Source organism: Streptomyces sp. WMMC500 (assembly GCF_027497195.1).
Classification (GTDB): domain Bacteria; phylum Actinomycetota; class Actinomycetes; order Streptomycetales; family Streptomycetaceae; genus Streptomyces.
This window is the reverse complement of the sequence record NZ_CP114905.1, coordinates 7,884,920-7,902,677: the sequence shown is the minus strand read 5'-3', so window position 1 is coordinate 7,902,677 and position 17,758 is coordinate 7,884,920. Positions and strand designations below refer to the sequence as shown.

Sequence of the window (17,758 nt, the reverse complement as noted above, 5' to 3'; positions counted from 1 at the left end):
CGAGATCGTCCGCGCGGCCTGAAGCGCGGGTGGCGGCCGGGAGCCGGGGGAGGCGCGGTACCGGCGAAGACTGTTTCCCCATTATTCCTACCGGCATGATAGGGAAGAAGAGTGAGCGGCAACGGCAAGGACAGCACCGGCACACCGCGGGACCCGTACTTCGACAACGCCAAGCTCCTGGCGGTGGTGCTCGTCGCGTGCGGGCACGCCTGGGAGCCGCTGGTGGACGGCAGCCGGGCGGTCGCCGCGGCGTACGAGGCCGTCTACGTCTTCCACATGCCCGCGTTCGTGCTGATCTCCGGCTACTTCTCCCGCGGCCGGGACGGCGCGCCGCGCCCGGCCCGCGGGCTGATCACCGGCCTCCTCGCGCCGTACCTGGTCTTCGAGACCGCGTACACCCTCTTCGGCCGCCTGGCCGGCGGCGACGGAAGTCCGCTCAGCCTGCTCGACCCCTGGGGCGTGACCTGGTTCCTGCTCGCGCTCTTCGTCTGGCGGCTGTCCGTGCCGCTGTGGACGGCGCTGCGCCGCCCGCTGCCCGTCGCGCTCGCGGTCGCGGCGCTCGCCACCGCCACCCCCGGCATCGGCCCCGACCTGGAGCTGCAACGGGTGCTGCAACTCCTGCCGTTCTTCGTCCTCGGCCTGACCTGCACGCCGGAACGGCTGCGGCTGCTGCGGCGGCGCGAGGCGCGGATCCTGGCCGCCCCGGTGCTCCTGGCCGCGCCGGTGGCCGCGTACCTACTCGGGCCGCACACCGACCGGCGCTGGCTCTACCACAACGCCGCCGCCCAGGAGATCGGCCACTCCGGCAGGACGGGGCTGCTCGTCGCGCCCGTGCTCTTCTGCTGCTCGCTGCTGCTGGTCGCGGCGTTCCTCGCCTGGGTGCCCGGGCGGCGGCTGTGGTGGACCGTGCTGGGCGCGGGCACCCTCTACGGCTATCTGCTGCACGCCTTCGCCACCCAGGGTGCGCGGTACGGCGGCTGGTACGAGCCCGCGTGGCTGACCACGCCCGCCGGTCCCGTGGCCGTCACCGCGGCCGCCGTCGCGGGCATGGCGCTGCTGTGCACTCCCCCCGTACGCCGGGCGCTGCGCTGGGCGGTCGAACCGCGCCTCGCGCCGCTGTTCCGGGCGGCGGGCACGGTGCCGTCCCGCGCCCCCCGTTCGGTTGAATCCCGCGTACTCGCGCCGACGCCCGTCCCCGCGCCCCTTACCGTCGTCGGTTGTACGACCGTCGGTTGTACGTCGCCAGCCGGTCACCGACCTCCGGGGGACCACGATGAGGAACCGCAGCGCCGGTGAGCTGCCCGCCGAAGCCACCAGCTTCGTCGGGCGCCGGCAGGAGCTCGCGCTGCTCGACGCCTGCCTGCGGCAGGCCCGCCTGGTCACGCTCACCGGGCCCGGCGGAGTCGGCAAGACCCGCACCGCCGTGCGCGGCGCGCACCGGCTGCGCTCCCGCTTCCCCGACGGCGTCACCCTCGTACCACTGTCCGCCCTCGCCGACCCGCGGCTGCTGCCCAACACCGTCGCCGCCGCGCTCGACCTCCCGGAGCAGACCGCGCTGCCGGCCGAGGACGCGCTCGCCGCGTACCTCAAGGACAAGACGGCGCTGCTCATCCTCGACACCTGCGAGCACCTGGTCGACGCCAGCGCCGTGCTCGCCGAGGAACTGCTCCGCGCCGCCCCGCAGTTGCACGTCGTCGCCACCAGCCGCCAGCCGCTGGACGTCGCCGGCGAGCACATCCTGCCGATCCCGCCGCTGGCCGTCGCGGACTCCGGGCCCGCGGACGACGCGCTGCAGTTGTTCACCGACCGGGCCGCCGCCGCCGTGCCCGGCTTCACCGTCGACGACGACAACCGCGCCGACGTCCTCGCGCTCTGCCGGCGCCTCGACGGCATCCCGCTGGCCATCGAACTGGCCGTCAGCCGGCTGCGGGTGCTCTCGCCCGAGGAGATGCTGAACCGGCTCGACCACCGCTTCCAGTTGCTCACCGGCGGCCGGCGCACCGCCGTGCCGCGGCACCAGACGCTCCGTACCACCATCGGCTGGAGCTACGAGCTGTCCACCGAGCCCGAGCGGCTGCTGTGGTCCCGGCTCGCGGTGTGCGCCGGGGAGTTCAGCCTGGAGGTCGCCGAGGCGGTCGGCGCGGAGGGGGCGCTGCCCGCCGAGGGCGTGCTCGACGCGCTGATCGGGCTGGTGGAGAAGTCGGTGGTGCTGCGGGTGGAGTCCGAGGACGGCACCCGCTACCGGATGCTCGACACCATCCGCGAGTTCGGCCTCGAACAGCTCGGCCGCGGCGCGGAGGCGGAGCGGACCCGGCGCCGGCACCGCGACCACTTCCTGCGCCGGGCCCGGCTGTTCGACGCCGAGTGGACCGGCGACCGGCAGGTGGCGCTGCTGCGGCAGATGGTGCGCGACCAGGCGGACGTACGGGTCGCGCTGGAGTTCTGCGTCGCCGACCCGGACGACGGGTCCGCGGGCCTGTCGATGGCCACGATGCTGTGGGGCTACTGGCACTGCACCGGGCTGCTCACCGAGGGCCGTTACTGGCTGCGCCGCGCCCTCGACCGCTGCCCGGAGGACTGCCCGGAGCGGGTCAAGGCGCTCTGGCTGACCTGCTGGTTCATGGACATGCAGGGCGAGCGCGGCGACACCTTCGCGCTGCTCGACGAGGCCGAGGCCGTGGCGCTGCGCATCGACGACCGTACGGGGCTCGCCTGGACCCGCACCTTCCGCCACCACTCCCGCTACTTCCGCGGCGGGGCCGATGGGGTCGCCGAGGGCTTCGAAGCGGCCCGGCGCGCGCTGACCGAGCAGGGCGACGCGACCGGGATACTGATGAGCGGCTTCCTCGCGGGCTTCTTCCACGTGCTCAACGGCGGTACGGGCGAGGGCATCGCGCTCAGCGAGGACTCGCTCCGGCGCAACGCGGGCACCCCCGCCGAGCTGTGGTCGCGCGGCTGGGCGCTGTGGGTCAAGAGCATCGGCCTGTGGCTCAAGGGCGAGCACCTGGAGAGCATCGAGTGCGCCCGGCAGGGCATCCGCGCCAAGGCGGTGCTGCACGACCTGATGGGCGTCGCGCACTTCCTGGAGGGCTTCGCCTGGCGGGCCGCGGAGCTGCGGCACTTCGAGCGGGTGGCGGTGCTGCAGGGCGCGGCGGACGCGCTCTGGCGCCGGGCGGTCAAGGAGGCCCGGTTCGGCATCGCCGTCCTGCACGACCTGCACGGCTGCGCGGCGGACGCGGCCCGCGAGGCGCTGGGCAACGACGGCTACGACTCCGCGTTCCGCGAGGGCGGCCGGCTGCCCACCGACGCCGCCGTGGCGCTGGCGCTGGCCGACGAGGCGGCGCCGGCCGCGCCGGTGGTCCCGGCGCAGCCGCCGGGCGCGGGCGACGGCCTCACGCCGCGGCAGCGGCAGGTGGCGGCGCTGGTGGCCAGAGGGCTGACGAACCGCGAGATCGCCGGGCAACTGGTGATCTCCAAGCGCACGGTGGACGCGCACGTGGAGCACATCCTCGCGAAGTTCGGCTTCACCTCACGCTCCCAGATCCCGGGCGTGCTCTCCGGCTCCCTGCGGACGCGGGCGGACTGAGGCGCGCGGCCCGGTGCGTACGGGACGGGGCCGTCCGCGGTACGGGCCGGGCGCGGCGGGGTCGCGGGTGCTACAGGTCGTCGGGGTCGGCGCGGTCCAGGGCCGGGCGGGGGCCCGGTGCCGCCTCGTCCAGCAGGTAGTCCGCGGCGACGGTGTCCGTGACCAGGCTGGTGACCAGGCCCGAGCGCAGCACCGCCACGATGGCCTCGCGTTTGCGGGCGCCGCCGGCGATGGCGACCACCTCGGGGATCCGGCGCAGCCGGTCGGCCTCGACGGTGATGCACCGCTCCCCCAGGTCGCGGCCGATGCGCCGGCCCTCGGCGTCGAAGAGGTGCGCGGACATCTCGGCGGCGGCGCCCAGCGAGGCGTAGTGCGCGCGCTCCTCCTCGGAGAGCATGTCGTGGACCGCGGAGATGCCCTCCTCCCAGGAGCCGATGGAGACGGCGGCGACGGTCACCTTGTCGAAGTACTCGAAGGCGCGGGCCACCCCGGTCTGGCTGCGCAGCGCGGTGGCGGTGGCGGCGTCGGGCAGCAGCATCGGCGCGTAGATGGGGTGTGCCTCGCCGCCGGCGACCTCGGCGGCGCGGCGCACCGCCTCCACGGAGCCGCGCTCGGCGGTGCCCGCGTCGTAGACGCCGGTGAGCTGGACGACGGTGCACGGGGGCAGCCGGTGCAGCGCCTGCGCCATGTTGATCGTGGACCGGCCCCAGGCCAGCCCGAGCACGTCACCCTCGGTGACCAGCTCGGCGAGCAGGTCGGCGGCGACGCTGCCGAGGTTCTCCGGGTCGCGGGTGTCGGGCACGGCGTCGGCCGGCGCCTCCACGACGACGGCGTGACGCAGGCCGAAGCGGGCGCGCAGGGCGTCGGAGCGCTCGGCGTCGAGTTCGGCGGGGACGCGGATCTCGATCCGTACGAGGTCCCGGTCGAGCGCGGTCTCCAGCACCCGGGCGACCTTGAAGCGGCTGACACCGAACTCGTCGGCGATCTGGATCTTGGACTTGCCCTCGAGGTAGAAGCGGCGGGCCATCGCCGCCGCCTGCACCAGCTCCGCGGGTCCCATCCGCGCAGCCGTCCGGCCCGTCGACACCGAGATCTCCTTTGCTCTCCCCAGCGGCGCTGTTGAAGGCGCTGCTACGTGGTCCATACTTTCACGATCCGGGCGCCGGGGCTGAGGCTCCGAAGGGTCCGACGGCCGCGGGGGTGTGCCGGTGGTGCTCGCGGGCGGCTAGTGGCAGCCGGCCGCCCAGGCCGCCCCCTCGGCGGCGGCCGTCGCCCGGGCGCGCAGCGCCCGCACCGCGGCGGCCGGGTCCTCGGCCCCGTACACCGCGGAACCGGCGACGAACACGTCCGCGCCCGCCTCGGCGCACCGCTCGATGGTCTCCGCGGAGACCCCGCCGTCGACCTGCAGCCACAGCTCCAGGCCGTGCTTGGCGATCAGCTCCCGGGTGCGGCGCACCTTGGGCAGCATGATGTCCAGGAACGCCTGGCCGCCGAAGCCCGGCTCGACCGTCATGACCAGCAGCATGTCCAGCTCGGGCAGCAGGTCCTCGTACGGCTCGACGGGGGTGGCGGGCTTGAGCGCCATCGCTGCGCGCGCCCCCTGCGCGCGCAGCTCGCGCGCCAGGCGCACCGGCGCGGCTGCGGCCTCGGCGTGGAAGGTCACGGAGCCGGCACCCGCGTCCACGAACGCGGGGGCCCAGCGGTCCGGCTCCTCGATCATCAGGTGGCAGTCCAGGGGGATGTCGGTGGCCCGGCGCAGCGACTCGACGACCGGGACGCCGAGCGTCAGGTTGGGTACGAAGTGGTTGTCCATGACGTCGACGTGGAGCCAGTCGGCGCCCGAGACGGCGTCCGCCTCCTCGGCGAGCCGCGCGAAGTCGGCGGAGAGAATGCTGGGGTTGATCTGGACTGCCATGCCCCCAGCCTGCCATGCCCGCGCCGGGGCGGGGGCCGCGGTACCCGTGCTGCCACCCCCTGTTCACCACGCGTGGGCCGGAATGTCGGGTTCGGCGCCGGCCCCCCGTCCGGGGCCGCGGGCGCGGGCTCAGCCGGTGCGGCGCAGCAGCGCGAGGTACATCGCGTCGGTGCCGTGGCGGTGCGGCCAGAGCTGGACGTCGGGTCCGTCCCCGAGGTCCGGTACGCCGGGCAGCAGCGGCCGGGCGTCGACCAGCTCGGCGGCGGGGGCGCCGGCCGCCTTCAGCGCGTCGTCGACGACCGCCCGGGTCTCGGCGGGGTGCGGGGAGCAGGTGACGTAGCCGACGACCCCTCCGCCGCGCACCGCCCGCAGCGCGTCCTCCAGCAGCGCCCGCTGCAGCGGCGCGAAGCCCTCCAGGTCCTCGGGGCGGCGGCGCCAGCGGGCCTCGGGGCGGCGGCGCAGAGCGCCCAGGCCCGTACAGGGGACGTCGACGAGGACGCGGTCGAAGCCGCCGGGACGCCAGGCCGGACGGGTGCCGTCGGCGACGACGACCTGGTACGGGCCCGGGTTGCCGGCGAGCGCGCGGGCCACCAGCTTCGCCCGGTGCGGCTGCTTCTCGGCCGCCACCAGCGCCGCGCCGCGCTCCGCGGCCAGCGCCGCCAGCAGCGCGGCCTTGCCGCCGGGTCCTGCGCAGCCGTCGAGCCAGCGGGTGTCGGGGCCCTCCAGTGGCGCGTTGGCCAGCGCCATCGCGACGAGCTGGCTGCCCTCGTCCTGCACGCCGGCCCGCCCGTCCCGCACCGCGTCCAGCGCGCCCGGGTCGCCGCCCTCGGCCAGCCGCACCGCGTACGGGGACCAGCGCCCCGGCAGCGTGTCCGGGCCGGTCAGCTCCGCCGGGGCGGCCCGGCCGGGGCGGGCGACGAGCGTGACCTCGGGCCGCTCGTTGTCGGCGGCGAGCAGTTCCTCCATCCCGGCCCGGCCGCCGCCGAGCGCGTCCCAGAGCGCGGAGACGATCCAGCGGGGGTGGGAGTGGACGACGGCCAGGTGTTCCTCGGGGTCCTCGTCGTACGGGGGCGCCACCTCGGCCAGCCAGGCGTCGAGGTCGCGGGCGGCGATCCGGCGCAGCACGGCGTTGACGAACCGCGCCCGGCCGTCGCCCAGGACGACGCGCGCCAGCTCCACCGACGCCGAGACCGCGGCGTGCGACGGGATGCGGGTGCCGAGGAGCTGGTGGGCGCCGAGGCTGAGGACGTCCAGCACCTCGGGGTCGACCTCGCGCAGGGGGCGGTCGACGCACTCGGCGATGATCCGGTCGTACGTGCCCTGGCGGCGCAGCGTGCCGTAGACCAGCTCGGTGGCGAGCGCCGCGTCCCGGGCGTCGAAGCCGTCGCGCCCGCGGGCCTGCCGGAGCATGGGCGGCAGCACGAGGTTGGCGTAGGCGTCGCGTTCGTCGACCGCACGGAGCGCGTCGTAGGCGAGGATCCGCACGGGGTCCTTCTGCGGCCTGCGGTAGGGCTTGGCGGGCCGGCGACGGCGCGGCTGGTCGCTCACGTGACATGTGCTCCGGGGCTGACGGTGCGTACACCGGAAGCCTACGCCCCGGCCGGCTCCGGGCTGTCGCCGAGGCGTTCGCCGCCCGTGATGCGCACGCCGCGCGCCCAGTCCGCCGCCACCATCGGCCGCTTGCCCTGGGCCTGCACCCACTGCAGCTCCACGGCGTACGAACCGGTGCCGACGTGCACCGCGGACTTCGCCACGGCCAGCTCGCCGGGCGCGAGATCGGTGCGCTCGGGGCTCGGGGCGGCCGAGCGGACCTTCAGCCGCTCGCCGCGGAACGTCGTCCAGGCGCCGGGGGCCGGCGCGCAGCCGCGCACGACGCGGTCGACGCGCAGGGCGGGCGCGGTGAAGTCCAGCCGCGCGTCGGCGACCTCGATCTTCGGCGCGGACGTCACCCCCTCCGCGGGCTGCGGTACGGCTTCGAGGCTGCCGTCCGCGATCCCGTCCATCGTGGCGGTGAGCAGCCCGGCGCCGGCCGTCGCCAGCCGGGTCAGCAGGTCGCCGCTGGTGTCGGTGGGCCGCACCCGCTCGGTGACGACCCCGAACACCGGGCCCGAGTCGAGCCCTTCCTCGATCCGGAACGTGGTCGCGCCGGTCACCTCGTCGCCGGCGAGGATCGCGTGCTGCACGGGGGCGGCGCCGCGCCAGGCGGGCAGCAGCGAGAAGTGCAGGTTGACCCAGCCGTGGGCGGGGATGTCGAGCGCGGGCCTGGGCAGCAGGGCGCCGTACGCGACGACCGGGCAGCAGTCGGGGCCGATGGCGCGCAGCCGGTCCAGGAACTCCGGGTCCTTGGGCCGCCCCGGCTTCAGCACCTCGACGCCGGCCTCCTCGGCCCGCTGCGCGACCGGGCTCGCCACGAGCCGGCGGCCCCGCCCCGCGGGTGCGTCGGGCCGGGTGACGACGGCGACGACCTCGTGCCGGTCCGACGCGAGCAGGGCGTCGAAGGTGGGGACGGCGACTTCCGGCGTACCGGCGAAAACGAGCCTCATGGGCGGTGCGGGTCCTCTCGGCGGCGACGGCGGTGCGGGGCGGTCGCGCGAGGGTGCGGCGACCGCGGCGACTGCTGCGACGGGGTGGGGGGCCCAATTCTAGGACGCGGCGCAGGCCGGCGCGGGGGCGGGCGCGGACGGAATGTCGAGGTCCGGATACGCCAGGGGCGTGCGGTCGGCCGCACGCTCCCGGGCACGGAGCGCGCGCCCCCGACCCGTGACCGCCGAGTAAGTGTCGCGTTGCTCAGGCAGGAAAGTGAAAAGTGACCGAAACGGGCCGCTCCGCGGCCCGATCCGAACGACGCCGGTTCGAGAGGCTTCTCCATGGCCGACCACGCAAGCCACGACGCCCAGGCGCGGGCGAGCCTGCAGCTCCTGGTGCGGGACATCGAAAGGGTGCGCAGGCAGGTCGACGCGCTGCGCACCCTCACCGCCCAGCTTGGCAACGTCTACCGCCCCCGGCGGACGGGCCCGTCCGCGGGCTTCGTCGTGTACGGGCGGGCCCCGGCGCCCACGGTGCGGCTCGCCCAGGAGCTGCGGGACAGCGTCGAGACGCTGGTGACCGCGGCCGTCGACTTCGACCGCTCGCTCGGCTTCTCCTGGGACGCGGTGGGCTCGGCGCTGGGCGTCACCAAGCAGGCGGTGCACCGCCGCTACGGCACGCGCCGTGCGCAGCAGCCCGGCCGCGACCCCGGCGCCCCGGAGACCGCCGGGGCGCCGGCTGGCGAGCCCCGGCTGCCGACGGGCACGCTCCCGGTCGTGCCCGCGGCCCGCCCGGCCCCGGGCACGAGCCCGCCGGTCCAGCCGACGGACGCGGTGGCGGCCACGCAGTCCTGAGCGGACGGCCCGCGGGGGGGCGGCGTGGCGCCGGGCGCCGGCGGCGCGAATCCCGCCCCGAGGCGCGCGCAGGCCCGGGGACGGCATCAGGCGGCACGGCAGCGGCACGCGACTCGCCCGGGCACGGGGCCCGACGGGCGGCCGAGCCCGCAGGCCCGTACGACGGCTCGCACGCCCGGCGGCCACCGCCAGGTCCCGCGCTCACGGCACGTTTGGCACGAGCGCCGGCCACCGGCGCGCCGCCCCGGTCGGCCTGCCGCCTCCCCGGACGGGGCTCCCGTTCCGGTATGGCCCGCCCGGCGAGGGCGCCGTCAGCCGATGTCCGGGGGGTCGATCCGGATCCGCAGGGCCGGGCCCGTGCGGCGGGTCATGCGGGCCGCCTGCGCCGCCTTGAGGGCCGCCGCCAGGGCGGCTCCGTGGCCCGGCGGGACGCGCAGCAGAATCCGCTCCCACGACTCCCCCGGCGCCGGGCCCCCGCCCGCCGGCCCCCGCGTGCCCGGCGGCGCCTCCGGCACCGGCACCGGGCCCAGCACCTCCGTCGACGGCGGCAGCTCCGCGTCGCCGACGAACGCCGTGACCGCTTCCGAAGGCCCCCACACCGCCGCCATCCGCGAGACCGGCGGGAAGCCCAGCTCCGTGCGCTCCGCCAGCTCCGTGCGGGCGAAGCCCGCCGGGTCCCAGCGCACCAGGGCCTGCACCGGCCGCTGCGCGGGGTCCGCCACGACCGCCGCCACCCCGCCGGCCGCGGAGCCGCGGACCAGCGCCGCGGCGGTCAGCCAGCGGCGCAGCGCCTCCTCGCCGGCCCGCAGGTCCGGGCGGTTCAGCAGCGCCCAGCCGTCGAGCAGCAGCGCAGCGGCGTACCCGCCCTCCGCGACGGGCTCGGCGCCCGGCGTGCTGACGACCAGCGCCGGGGCGTCCGGCACCCGCGCGAGCACGTGGTCGCGGCCGGACGTGCGCACCGGCACCGACGGGAACGCCCGGCCCAGCTCCTCCGCCGTCCGCCGGGCGCCGACGACCTGGGCGCGCAGCCGCGTACCGCCGCACTCGGGGCAGCGCCAGGCGTGCTCCCGCGTCGCGCACCAGCCGCACACCAGCGCCTCCCGGCGGCCCTCGCCGACCAGCGGCCCGGCGCAGCGCACGCAGCGCGCGGGCGCGCGGCAGCGGGCGCAGGCCAGCCGGGGCGCGTAGCCGCGGCGCGGCACCTGCACCAGGACCGGCCCGGCGCGCAGCCCCTCGCGCGCTACCTGCCACGCGAGCGTCGGCAGCCGGGCGGCGCGGGCCGCCGCGTCGCGGGCCTGTTCGCTGTCGCCCACCGTACGGACGAGGGGGGCGGCGGCCCGTACCGTCTCGCGGGGGGCGGCGACGGGCTGGGCCCAGCCGCTCTCCACGTAGCGGGCGGCCTCGGCGCTGCAGGTGTGGCCGCCGACGAGGAGCGCGGTGTGCTCGCGGGCGGCGCGCAGGGCCAGGATCTCGCGGGCGTGCGGCTGCGGGGCGCGGTCGTCGGCGTGGGAGGTGTCGGCGTCGTCCCAGATGGCGGCCAGCCCGAGGTCCCGTACGGGCGCGAAGGCGGCGGCCCGGGTACCGACGACGCCCCGGACGGCGCCGCGGCTGACGGCGAGCCAGCGGCGGTAGCGGGCCTCGGGCCCGGCGTCGGCGGTGAGCAGCACGTGCCGGCCGCGGCCGACGAGGGCGGTCAGCGCCTCGTCCACGCGGGCGGCGGCGCGGCCGTCCGGCAGCACGGCCAGCGCGCCGCGGCCGGCGGCCAGGGCGGCGGCCAGCGCGCGGGCCAGTTCGTCGGGCCAGTCGGGTCCGGGCAGCGCCGTCCACACCGCCCGCGGGGCGCCGCCGTCGGCCAGCGCGGTGAGCAGCCCGGGCCCGTCGGGGTAGCGCGCCCAGCTTCCGGGACCGGGGGCCGGGGGCGGCGGCAGGGGGTCGGGCGAGGGCTTCTTCTCGGCGCGGGCCATCCGCGGCGGCAGCGCGAGCTGGACGACGTCGGCGAGGGCGCCCGCGTACCGGTCGGCGACGGCCTGGCACAGGTCCAGGAGCTGCGGGCCGAGGACGGGCTCGGGCGAGAGGACCTGGGCGATCGGCGCGAGGGTGCCGGGGAAGTCGCTGTCGGCGCGGCGCTCGACCACGTACCCGTTGATCAGCCCGCCGCCCTCCCGGCGCCCCTCGCGCTCGCCGGCGCCGAAGCGGACGCGCACGCGCACCCCGGGGCGCGCCTCGGCGTCCATGGCGGCGGGCACGGCGTAGTCGAAGAGGCGGTCGAGGTGGAGCAGCCCCTTGTCGACGAGGACGCGGGCGACGGGCAGCTCCTCGGCGAGCGCGGCGCCGCGCCAGGTGCGCGGGCGGGCGCGGGGGCCCTTGGCCCTGCGCACGGTCTCCCGGATCAGGGCGAGCTGCTCCGCCCCCTCGGGTGCCGCCTCCCGGCCGTCGTCGCTGCTCACCCCTCCGTCCTACCAGACAGGGCGGACACCCCGGCCGACAGCCCGCCGGACGGCACGGGGCCCCGGACCGGAGTCCGGGGCCCGACGCGCGAGGAGCCGCGAGGAGCGGGGGGCCGCCTCAGATGCCGGCGGCCTTGCGCAGCGCGTCGACGCGGTCGGTGCGCTCCCAGGTGAAGTCGGCCAGCGGGCGGCCGAAGTGGCCGTACGCGGCGGTCTGGGAGTAGATCGGGCGCAGCAGGTCCAGGTCGCGGATGAGCGCCGCCGGGCGGAGGTCGAAGACCTCGCCGATGGCGTTCTCGATCTTCTCGACGTCGACCGTGGCGGTGCCGAACGTCTCGACGAAGAGCCCGACCGGCTCGGCCTTGCCGATCGCGTACGCCACCTGCACCTCGCAGCGCGAGGCGAGGCCGGCGGCCACGACGTTCTTGGCGACCCAGCGCATGGCGTAGGCGGCGGAGCGGTCGACCTTGGAGGGGTCCTTGCCGGAGAAGGCGCCGCCGCCGTGCCGGGCCATGCCGCCGTAGGTGTCGATGATGATCTTGCGGCCGGTCAGTCCTGCGTCGCCCATGGGCCCGCCGATCTCGAACCGGCCGGTGGGGTTGACCAGCAGGCGGTAGCCCTCGGTGTCCAGCTTGATGCCGTCGTCGAGGAGGGCCTTCAGCTCCGGCTCGACGACGAACTCGCGGATGTCGGGCGTCAGCAGCGAGTCGAGGTCGATGTCCGAGGCGTGCTGCGAGGAGACGACGACGGTGTCGAGCCGGGCCGCCTTGTCGCCGTTGTACTCGATGGTGACCTGGGTCTTGCCGTCGGGGCGGAGGTAGGGGATGGTCCCGTTCTTGCGGACCTCGCTGAGCCGGGCGGACAGCCGGTGCGCGAGGTGGATCGGCAGCGGCATCAGCTCGGGCGTCTCGTCGCAGGCGTAGCCGAACATCAGGCCCTGGTCGCCGGCGCCCTGCAGGTCGAGGTCGTCGCCGCCCGCCCCCTCGACGCGGCTCTCGTACGCGGTGTCCACGCCCTGGGCGATGTCCGGCGACTGGGCGCCGATGGAGACGGAGACGCCGCAGGAGGCGCCGTCGAAGCCCTTCTTCGACGAGTCGTACCCGATCTCCAGGATCTTGTTCCGCACGAGGGAGGCGATGTCGGCGTAGGCGGAGGTGGTCACCTCGCCGGCCACGTGCACCTGGCCGGTGGTGATCAGCGTCTCGACCGCGACGCGGGAGTGCGGGTCGTCCGTGAGCAGGGCGTCGAGGATGGCGTCGCTGATCTGGTCAGCGATCTTGTCGGGGTGGCCCTCGGTAACGGACTCCGAGGTGAAAAGACGGCGGGACACATCGCTCCCCACGGTTGCAGCGGCTGCTGGCTGATCGGTTGCGGACCCGGGTCCGGACGCTTCCGGGACGGGCCCGGGGCCATTTTATCCGGCAGTCTCGTCCCGGGGACAACCCGTCTCGGTCCCTGGATGCCGCGTTGACCTGGGGAACCGCAGGTTCCCGCAGGAGCGCCCCGGGAAAGCAGCAATAAACTGTCCGGAGTGTCGGCCCGGCTGACTCAGGCGAGCGCTTGCGCTACGAGGTCCCACACCACGTCGGCCAGCGCCTCCTTCGGCCCGAACGGCACGGCCACCTCGCGCCCGTCGGCGGTGAGCACCACGGCCTCGTTGCCGTCGGAGCCGAACGCCTTGCTCTCGCCCACCTCGTTGACGACGAGCAGGTCGCAGCCCTTGCGGGCGAGCTTGGCACGGCCGTTGGCGAGCACGTCGTCGGTCTCGGCGGCGAAGCCGACGACGACCTGCCCGGCGCGCGGGCGGGCGGCGGAGATCCCGGCGAGGATGTCGGGATTGCGGGTGAGGGCGATCGGGTCCGGCTCGCGGTCGTCCTTCTTCTTGATCTTGCCCGTGGCGTACGTCACGGGCCGGAAGTCGGCGACGGCGGCGGCCATGACGACGGCGTCGGCGTCGGCCGCGGCCTTCACCACGGCCTCCTGCAGCTCCACGGCGGTGCCGACGCGGACGACGTCGGCGCCCGCGGGGTCGGGCAGCGCGGTGTTCGCGGCCAGCAGCGTGACCCGCGCGCCGCGGGCCACGGCGGTACGGGCCAGGGCGTAGCCCTGCCGGCCCGACGAGCGGTTGCCCAGGAAGCGCACGGGGTCGAGCGGCTCGCGGGTGCCGCCGGCGCTGACGACGACGTGCCGGCCGGCGAGGTCGGGGGCCAGGCCCCCGGCGCCGCGGGCGAGCGCGCGGCGGCAGACCTCGAAGATCTCCGCCGGCTCCGGCAGCCGCCCCTTGCCGGTGTCGGCGCCGGTGAGCCGGCCGACGGCGGGCTCGATGACGACGGCGCCGCGGGCGCGCAGCGTGGCGACGTTGGCCCGGGTGGCGGGGTGCTCCCACATCTCGGTGTGCATGGCCGGCGCGAAGACGACCGGGCAGGAGGCGGTGAGCAGGGTGTTGGTCAGCAGGTCGTCCGCCAGGCCGTGGGCGGCCTTGGCCAGCAGGTCGGCGGTGGCGGGGGCGACGACCACGAGGTCGGCCCGGCGGCCGATCCCCACGTGCGGGACCTCGTGCACGTCCGCCCAGGTCTCGGTGGCGGCGGGGCGGCCGGAGAGCGCGGCCCAGGTGGCCTCGCCGACGAAGTGCAGCGCGGCGGCCGTGGGCACGGCCCGTACCGCGTGACCCGACTCGGTGAGCAGCCGCAGCAGCTCGCACGCCTTGTACGCGGCGATCCCGCCGCTGACGCCCAGCACCACCTCGGCCGGTGCCGCTGCCGATGCCGCTGCCGTTTCGCGCGCCGTCTGCGCCATGTCCCGCTCCCCACCGCTCGCCGTCTCCACCCCCATGACACACCACGGGCCCGGCAGCCGCGCTGCCGGGCCCGGTGGATGAGGGATGCCTACTGCGCGGGGCCTTCGGTGGCCTCGGAGGTCAGCAGACCCGCGTTGATCTCGCGGAGCGCGATGGACAGCGGCTTCTCGTGCACGTGGGTGTCCACCAGCGGGCCGACGTACTCCAGCAGGCCCTCGCCGAGCTGGGAGTAGTACGCGTTGATCTGCCGCGCGCGCTTCGCCGCGTAGATCACGAGGCTGTACTTGGAGTCGGTCGCCTCAAGCAGCTCGTCGATCGGCGGGTTGATGATGCCCTCGGGCGCGGTGATGGGAGAGGACAACCTATCCAGCCTTCCAGTGAAACTTCACGAATCAAACCTGCATCAAGGCTAGCAGCTCGGCGGAGACGTCCTCGACGGAGGTGTTGACCAGGGTCGCGTCGAACTCCTCCTCGGCCGCCAGCTCCGTACGCGCCGCGGCCAGCCGGCGCTCGATGACCTCGGGGGCCTCCGTGCCGCGTCCGGTCAGCCGGCGCACCAGCTCCTCCCAGCTCGGCGGGGCGAGGAAGACCAGCAGCGCGTCCGGCATGCTCTCCCGGACCAGCCGCGCCCCCTGCAGGTCGATCTCCAGCAGCACGGGCTCGCCGGCGTCCAGACGCTCCAGCACGGGCCCGCGCGGGGTGCCGTACCGGTTGCCGGAGAACTCCGCCCACTCCAGCAGCTCGCCGTTGGCGACGAGCTTGTCGAACTCGTCGTCGCTGACGAAGAAGTACTGGACGCCGTGCCGCTCGCCGGGGCGCGGCCTGCGGGTCGTCGCGGAGACCGAGAGCCACACCTCGGGATGGACCTTGCGCAGATGCGCGACGACCGTGCTCTTGCCGACCCCGGAGGGGCCGGAGAGCACGGTCAGCCGCGGACGATCTGCCGGCGGGACGGGGGCCGCCCCCCGGGAGAAGGCTGTACTCATGCAGCGATTATCCCGGTTTCCGGGAGTGCCTCGAAACGTCAGGAACCGGTGCTGCCGAACTCGCGCTCCAGCGACGCGATCTGGTTGGAGCCCAGACCGCGCACACGGCGGCTCTCGGAGATACCGAGACGCTCCATGATCTGCTTCGCGCGCACCTTGCCCACACCGGGCATGGACTCAAGCAGGGCGGAGACCTTCATCTTGCCGATGACGTCGTTCTCCTGGCCCTGCTTGATGACGTCGTGCAGGGAAGCGCCGGAGTGCTTCAGCCGATTCTTGACCTCGGCGCGCTCCCGGCGAGCCGCTGCGGCCTTCTCGAGCGCGGCTGCGCGCTGTTCAGGGGTAAGGGGCGGAAGAGCCACGCCTACGTCACCTCGGATGTCGAACTAATCGGATATGGAACGGTGTGGAACCTAGTGGCCCCGCACCTGCGGAGCAACGAGCAACGCGCTGGTGCCCGCGCTCTGATGACGGAGACTAGCGGCCGAGAAGGCGCCAGTCAGCGAGAACAGATGAAAAGTCCTGGTCAGACTCAAGTTCCGCGGCAAGTTCTGGGTATATCACCCGGTTTATGAGGATACGTTCCGTACGTCATCGGCCAATTGTTCGGCCGCCGCCCGCAGCCTCGCGATATCCGGTCCGTGCGCCAGCACCGACCGGCTTGCACTGGGCAGGACTTGGGGCAGCGCGGCGCCGAAGACCCGCGGGAGGTCGGCCGGCGCGGCGCCCTGGGCGCCGATGCCGGGGGCCAGCAGCGGACCGCCCACGGCCAGGTCGGCGCCGGCCTCGGCGAGGGTGGCGCCGACGACGGCGCCGGTCGAACCGAGCGGCGCGGCACCGCGGTTCTCGGCGGCGATGTGGTCCAGCATCGTCTGGGCGACGGTCCGCGCGCCGTGCGCGCCGTGCACGGCGGCGCGCTGCACCTCGCCGCCCTCCGGGTTGGAGGTGAGCGTGACGACGAACAGGCCGGCGCCGGCGGCGTGGGCGGCGTCCAGCGCCGGGCGCAGCGACTCGTACCCGAGGTAGGGCGTGACGGTCAGGGCGTCGGAGCGCAGCGGGGCGTCCTTGTCGAGGTACGCGGCGGCGTAGCCGCCCATCGTCGAGCCGATGTCGCCGCGCTTGGCGTCCATGAGGACCAGCGCGCCGGCCGCGCGCGCCACCGTGACGGCCTTCTCCAGGACGGCGACGCCGCGGGAGCCGAAGCGCTCGAAGAACGCCGACTGCGGCTTGAGCACGGCGACGCGGTCGGCCAGCGCCTCGACGGCCGTCATCGTGAACCGCTCCAGACCCGCCGGGTCGTCCGGCAGCCCCCAGCGGGCGAGCAGCGAGGCGTGCGGGTCGATGCCGACGCACAGCGGGCCGCGGGCGGCCATCGCGCGGTGCAGCCGGCGGCCGAAGGGCTCGGGGGACTCGGGGGGCTCCGAGGGCGGAGGGGTCATGCGGTCGCCTTCCTGACGTCGGCGCCGACGGCGTCGGCGAGGGTGGCGTACGGGGACGTGGCCAGCAGCTCCGCCAGGCCCCGGTGGATCCTGCGGGGCCACAGCGGCCCCTCGTAGACGAAGCCGCTGTAGCCCTGGACGAGGGTGGCCCCGGCGAGGATGCGCTCCCAGGCGTGCTCCGCGGTCTCGATGCCGCCCGCGCCGACGAGCACGACGCCGTTCTCGCCGGGCGCGCCCACGCGGGCGTAGAGGCGGCGCAGCACCTCCAGGGACCGCCGCCGCAGCGGTGCGCCGGACAGGCCGCCGGCGCCGATGGACTCGACGCGGGCCGCCGCGGTGGTCAGGCCGTCGCGGGCCACGGTGGTGTTGGTGGCGATGATGCCGTCGAGGCCCAGCTCAAGCGACAGGTCGGCGACCGCGTCGACGTCCTCGTCGGCGAGGTCGGGGGCGATCTTGACCAGCAGCGGTACGCGCGCGGGGCGGCCCGGCGCGGCGGCTGCCCCCGGGGATGCCGCCGGTGCCGCGTCGCCGGCGACGCGGTCGGCGGCGGCGCGGACCGCTTCGAGCAGCGGGCGCAGGTGCCGGGTGGCCTGGAGGTCGCGCAGGCCCGGGGTGTTGGGCGAGGAGACGTTGACGACGAGGTAGTCGGCGTGGCCGGCGAGCCGTTCGGTGGCGGTGACGTAGTCGGCGATCGCACCCGATTCGGGGACGGCCTTGGTCTTGCCGATGTTGACGCCGACCACGGCGTTCGGCCGGTACGGGGTGCGCTGCCCGTACCGGCGGCGGGCGAGGCGGGCGGCGACGGCGGCGGAGCCGTCGTTGTTGAAGCCCATCCGGTTGACCAGGGCCCGGTCCGGGATCAGCCGGAAGAGCCGGGTGGGCGGGTTGCCCGGCTGGGGGCCGGCCGTGACGGTGCCGACCTCGACGAAGTCGAAGCCGAGCATGGTCAGCCCGTCGACGCCGACCGCGTTCTTGTCGAAGCCCGCGGCGAGCCCGAAGGGGCCGGGGAAGTCGATGCCGAGCGCCCGGACGCGCAGTCCGGGGTGGCGGGGGGCCGCGGTGACCCGCACCGCGCCGCGCACGCCGGGTGCGGCGGCGGCGCCGCGGATGGCCGCGAACGCCAGGCGGTGGGCCCGCTCGGGGTCCATCCGGGCGAAGAGGCTGTGGAAGAGCAAGGGGTACATATGGGGCCTTCGGCTGCTTCGGGT

General features: G+C 75.7%; 15 protein-coding genes. 3 read left to right on the top strand and 12 right to left on the bottom strand.

Annotated elements, in window-relative coordinates; translation table 11 throughout:
* The first annotated feature begins 111 nt into the window (after nucleotides 1–111).
* Nucleotides 112–1,296 (top strand): acyltransferase family protein, encoded by a 1,185-nt coding sequence (locus tag O7599_RS34135; RefSeq protein WP_281619463.1) that lies wholly within the window; start codon nucleotides 112–114, stop codon nucleotides 1,294–1,296.
* Nucleotides 1,274–3,586: a LuxR C-terminal-related transcriptional regulator gene (locus O7599_RS34130; protein WP_281619462.1), complete on the top strand. Its 2,313-nt coding sequence runs from the start codon at nucleotides 1,274–1,276 to the stop codon at nucleotides 3,584–3,586. The genes O7599_RS34135 and O7599_RS34130 overlap by 23 nt, the downstream gene beginning before the upstream one ends.
* 70 nt (nucleotides 3,587–3,656) lie before the next feature.
* Here the strand turns inward: O7599_RS34130 and O7599_RS34125 are convergent, their stop codons facing one another.
* The 4 genes from O7599_RS34125 to fmt form a co-directional block, all read right to left on the bottom strand.
* Nucleotides 3,657–4,646: a sugar-binding domain-containing protein gene (locus tag O7599_RS34125; RefSeq protein ID WP_281623633.1), complete on the bottom strand. Its 990-nt coding sequence runs from the start codon at nucleotides 4,644–4,646 to the stop codon at nucleotides 3,657–3,659.
* A 165-nt stretch (nucleotides 4,647–4,811) separates the two neighbouring features.
* Complete coding sequence (gene rpe, locus O7599_RS34120; RefSeq protein ID WP_281619461.1) at nucleotides 4,812–5,501, bottom strand: ribulose-phosphate 3-epimerase; 690 nt, start codon at nucleotides 5,499–5,501, stop codon at nucleotides 4,812–4,814.
* 129 nt (nucleotides 5,502–5,630) lie between these two features.
* A complete protein-coding gene (locus O7599_RS34115; RefSeq protein WP_281619460.1) occupies nucleotides 5,631–7,049 on the bottom strand; it encodes a transcription antitermination factor NusB in 1,419 nt (472 codons plus the stop codon).
* A gap of 41 nt (nucleotides 7,050–7,090) precedes the next feature.
* On the bottom strand, nucleotides 7,091–8,044 hold the full coding sequence (fmt, locus tag O7599_RS34110) for a methionyl-tRNA formyltransferase (RefSeq protein WP_281619459.1): 954 nt from the start codon (nucleotides 8,042–8,044) through the stop codon (nucleotides 7,091–7,093).
* Nucleotides 8,045–8,368: 324 nt separating this feature from the next.
* Between fmt and O7599_RS34105 the strand changes: the two genes are divergently transcribed.
* A complete protein-coding gene (locus O7599_RS34105; protein ID WP_281619458.1) occupies nucleotides 8,369–8,881 on the top strand; it encodes a hypothetical protein in 513 nt (170 codons plus the stop codon).
* Nucleotides 8,882–9,192: 311 nt separating this feature from the next.
* On the opposite strand, the gene O7599_RS34100 is transcribed toward O7599_RS34105, so the two are convergent.
* The 8 genes from O7599_RS34100 to O7599_RS34065 all read right to left on the bottom strand — a co-directional run bounded on the left by O7599_RS34100 (nucleotide 9,193) and on the right by O7599_RS34065 (nucleotide 17,734).
* Entirely contained in the window at nucleotides 9,193–11,328 is a 2,136-nt protein-coding gene (locus tag O7599_RS34100) for a primosomal protein N' (RefSeq protein WP_281619457.1), read from the bottom strand.
* Between the two features lie 118 nt (nucleotides 11,329–11,446).
* Complete coding sequence (gene metK, locus O7599_RS34095; protein WP_281619456.1) at nucleotides 11,447–12,658, bottom strand: methionine adenosyltransferase; 1,212 nt, start codon at nucleotides 12,656–12,658, stop codon at nucleotides 11,447–11,449.
* Between the two features lie 218 nt (nucleotides 12,659–12,876).
* A complete protein-coding gene (coaBC, locus tag O7599_RS34090) occupies nucleotides 12,877–14,124 on the bottom strand; it encodes a bifunctional phosphopantothenoylcysteine decarboxylase/phosphopantothenate--cysteine ligase CoaBC (protein WP_281619455.1) in 1,248 nt (415 codons plus the stop codon).
* A gap of 89 nt (nucleotides 14,125–14,213) precedes the next feature.
* Nucleotides 14,214–14,486: a DNA-directed RNA polymerase subunit omega gene (gene rpoZ / locus O7599_RS34085; protein WP_018836705.1), complete on the bottom strand. Its 273-nt coding sequence runs from the start codon at nucleotides 14,484–14,486 to the stop codon at nucleotides 14,214–14,216.
* Nucleotides 14,487–14,517: 31 nt separating this feature from the next.
* Entirely contained in the window at nucleotides 14,518–15,111 is a 594-nt protein-coding gene (gene gmk, locus O7599_RS34080) for a guanylate kinase (protein WP_281619454.1), read from the bottom strand.
* 38 nt (nucleotides 15,112–15,149) lie between these two features.
* Entirely contained in the window at nucleotides 15,150–15,473 is a 324-nt protein-coding gene (locus tag O7599_RS34075) for an integration host factor (RefSeq protein WP_018836707.1), read from the bottom strand.
* Between the two features lie 207 nt (nucleotides 15,474–15,680).
* Nucleotides 15,681–16,550, bottom strand: coding sequence for an orotidine-5'-phosphate decarboxylase (pyrF, locus tag O7599_RS34070; protein ID WP_281619453.1), 870 nt, complete (start codon nucleotides 16,548–16,550; stop codon nucleotides 15,681–15,683).
* The gene (locus O7599_RS34065; protein WP_281619452.1) at nucleotides 16,547–17,734 is read right to left on the bottom strand and encodes a quinone-dependent dihydroorotate dehydrogenase; all 1,188 of its coding nucleotides are present in this window, start codon (nucleotides 17,732–17,734) and stop codon (nucleotides 16,547–16,549) included. Before O7599_RS34065 ends, pyrF begins: the two co-directional genes overlap by 4 nt.
* Nucleotides 17,735–17,758: the final 24 nt, after the last annotated feature.

What these genes read in the sequence shown, in the direction of transcription:
- O7599_RS34130 (WP_281619462.1), top strand. Translation starts at nt 1,274, where the DNA reads ATGAGGAACCGCAGCGCCGGTGAGCTGCCCGCCGAAGCCACCAGCTTC.
- O7599_RS34125 (WP_281623633.1), bottom strand. Translation starts at nt 4,646, where the DNA reads ATGGGACCCGCGGAGCTGGTGCAGGCGGCGGCGATGGCCCGCCGCTTC.
- rpe (WP_281619461.1), bottom strand. Translation starts at nt 5,501, where the DNA reads ATGGCAGTCCAGATCAACCCCAGCATTCTCTCCGCCGACTTCGCGCGG.
- fmt (WP_281619459.1), bottom strand. Translation starts at nt 8,044, where the DNA reads ATGAGGCTCGTTTTCGCCGGTACGCCGGAAGTCGCCGTCCCCACCTTC.
- O7599_RS34105 (WP_281619458.1), top strand. Translation starts at nt 8,369, where the DNA reads ATGGCCGACCACGCAAGCCACGACGCCCAGGCGCGGGCGAGCCTGCAG.
- coaBC (WP_281619455.1), bottom strand. Translation starts at nt 14,124, where the DNA reads ATGGCGCAGACGGCGCGCGAAACGGCAGCGGCATCGGCAGCGGCACCG.
- gmk (WP_281619454.1), bottom strand. Translation starts at nt 15,111, where the DNA reads ATGAGTACAGCCTTCTCCCGGGGGGCGGCCCCCGTCCCGCCGGCAGAT.
- pyrF (WP_281619453.1), bottom strand. Translation starts at nt 16,550, where the DNA reads ATGACCCCTCCGCCCTCGGAGCCCCCCGAGTCCCCCGAGCCCTTCGGC.
- O7599_RS34065 (WP_281619452.1), bottom strand. Translation starts at nt 17,734, where the DNA reads ATGTACCCCTTGCTCTTCCACAGCCTCTTCGCCCGGATGGACCCCGAG.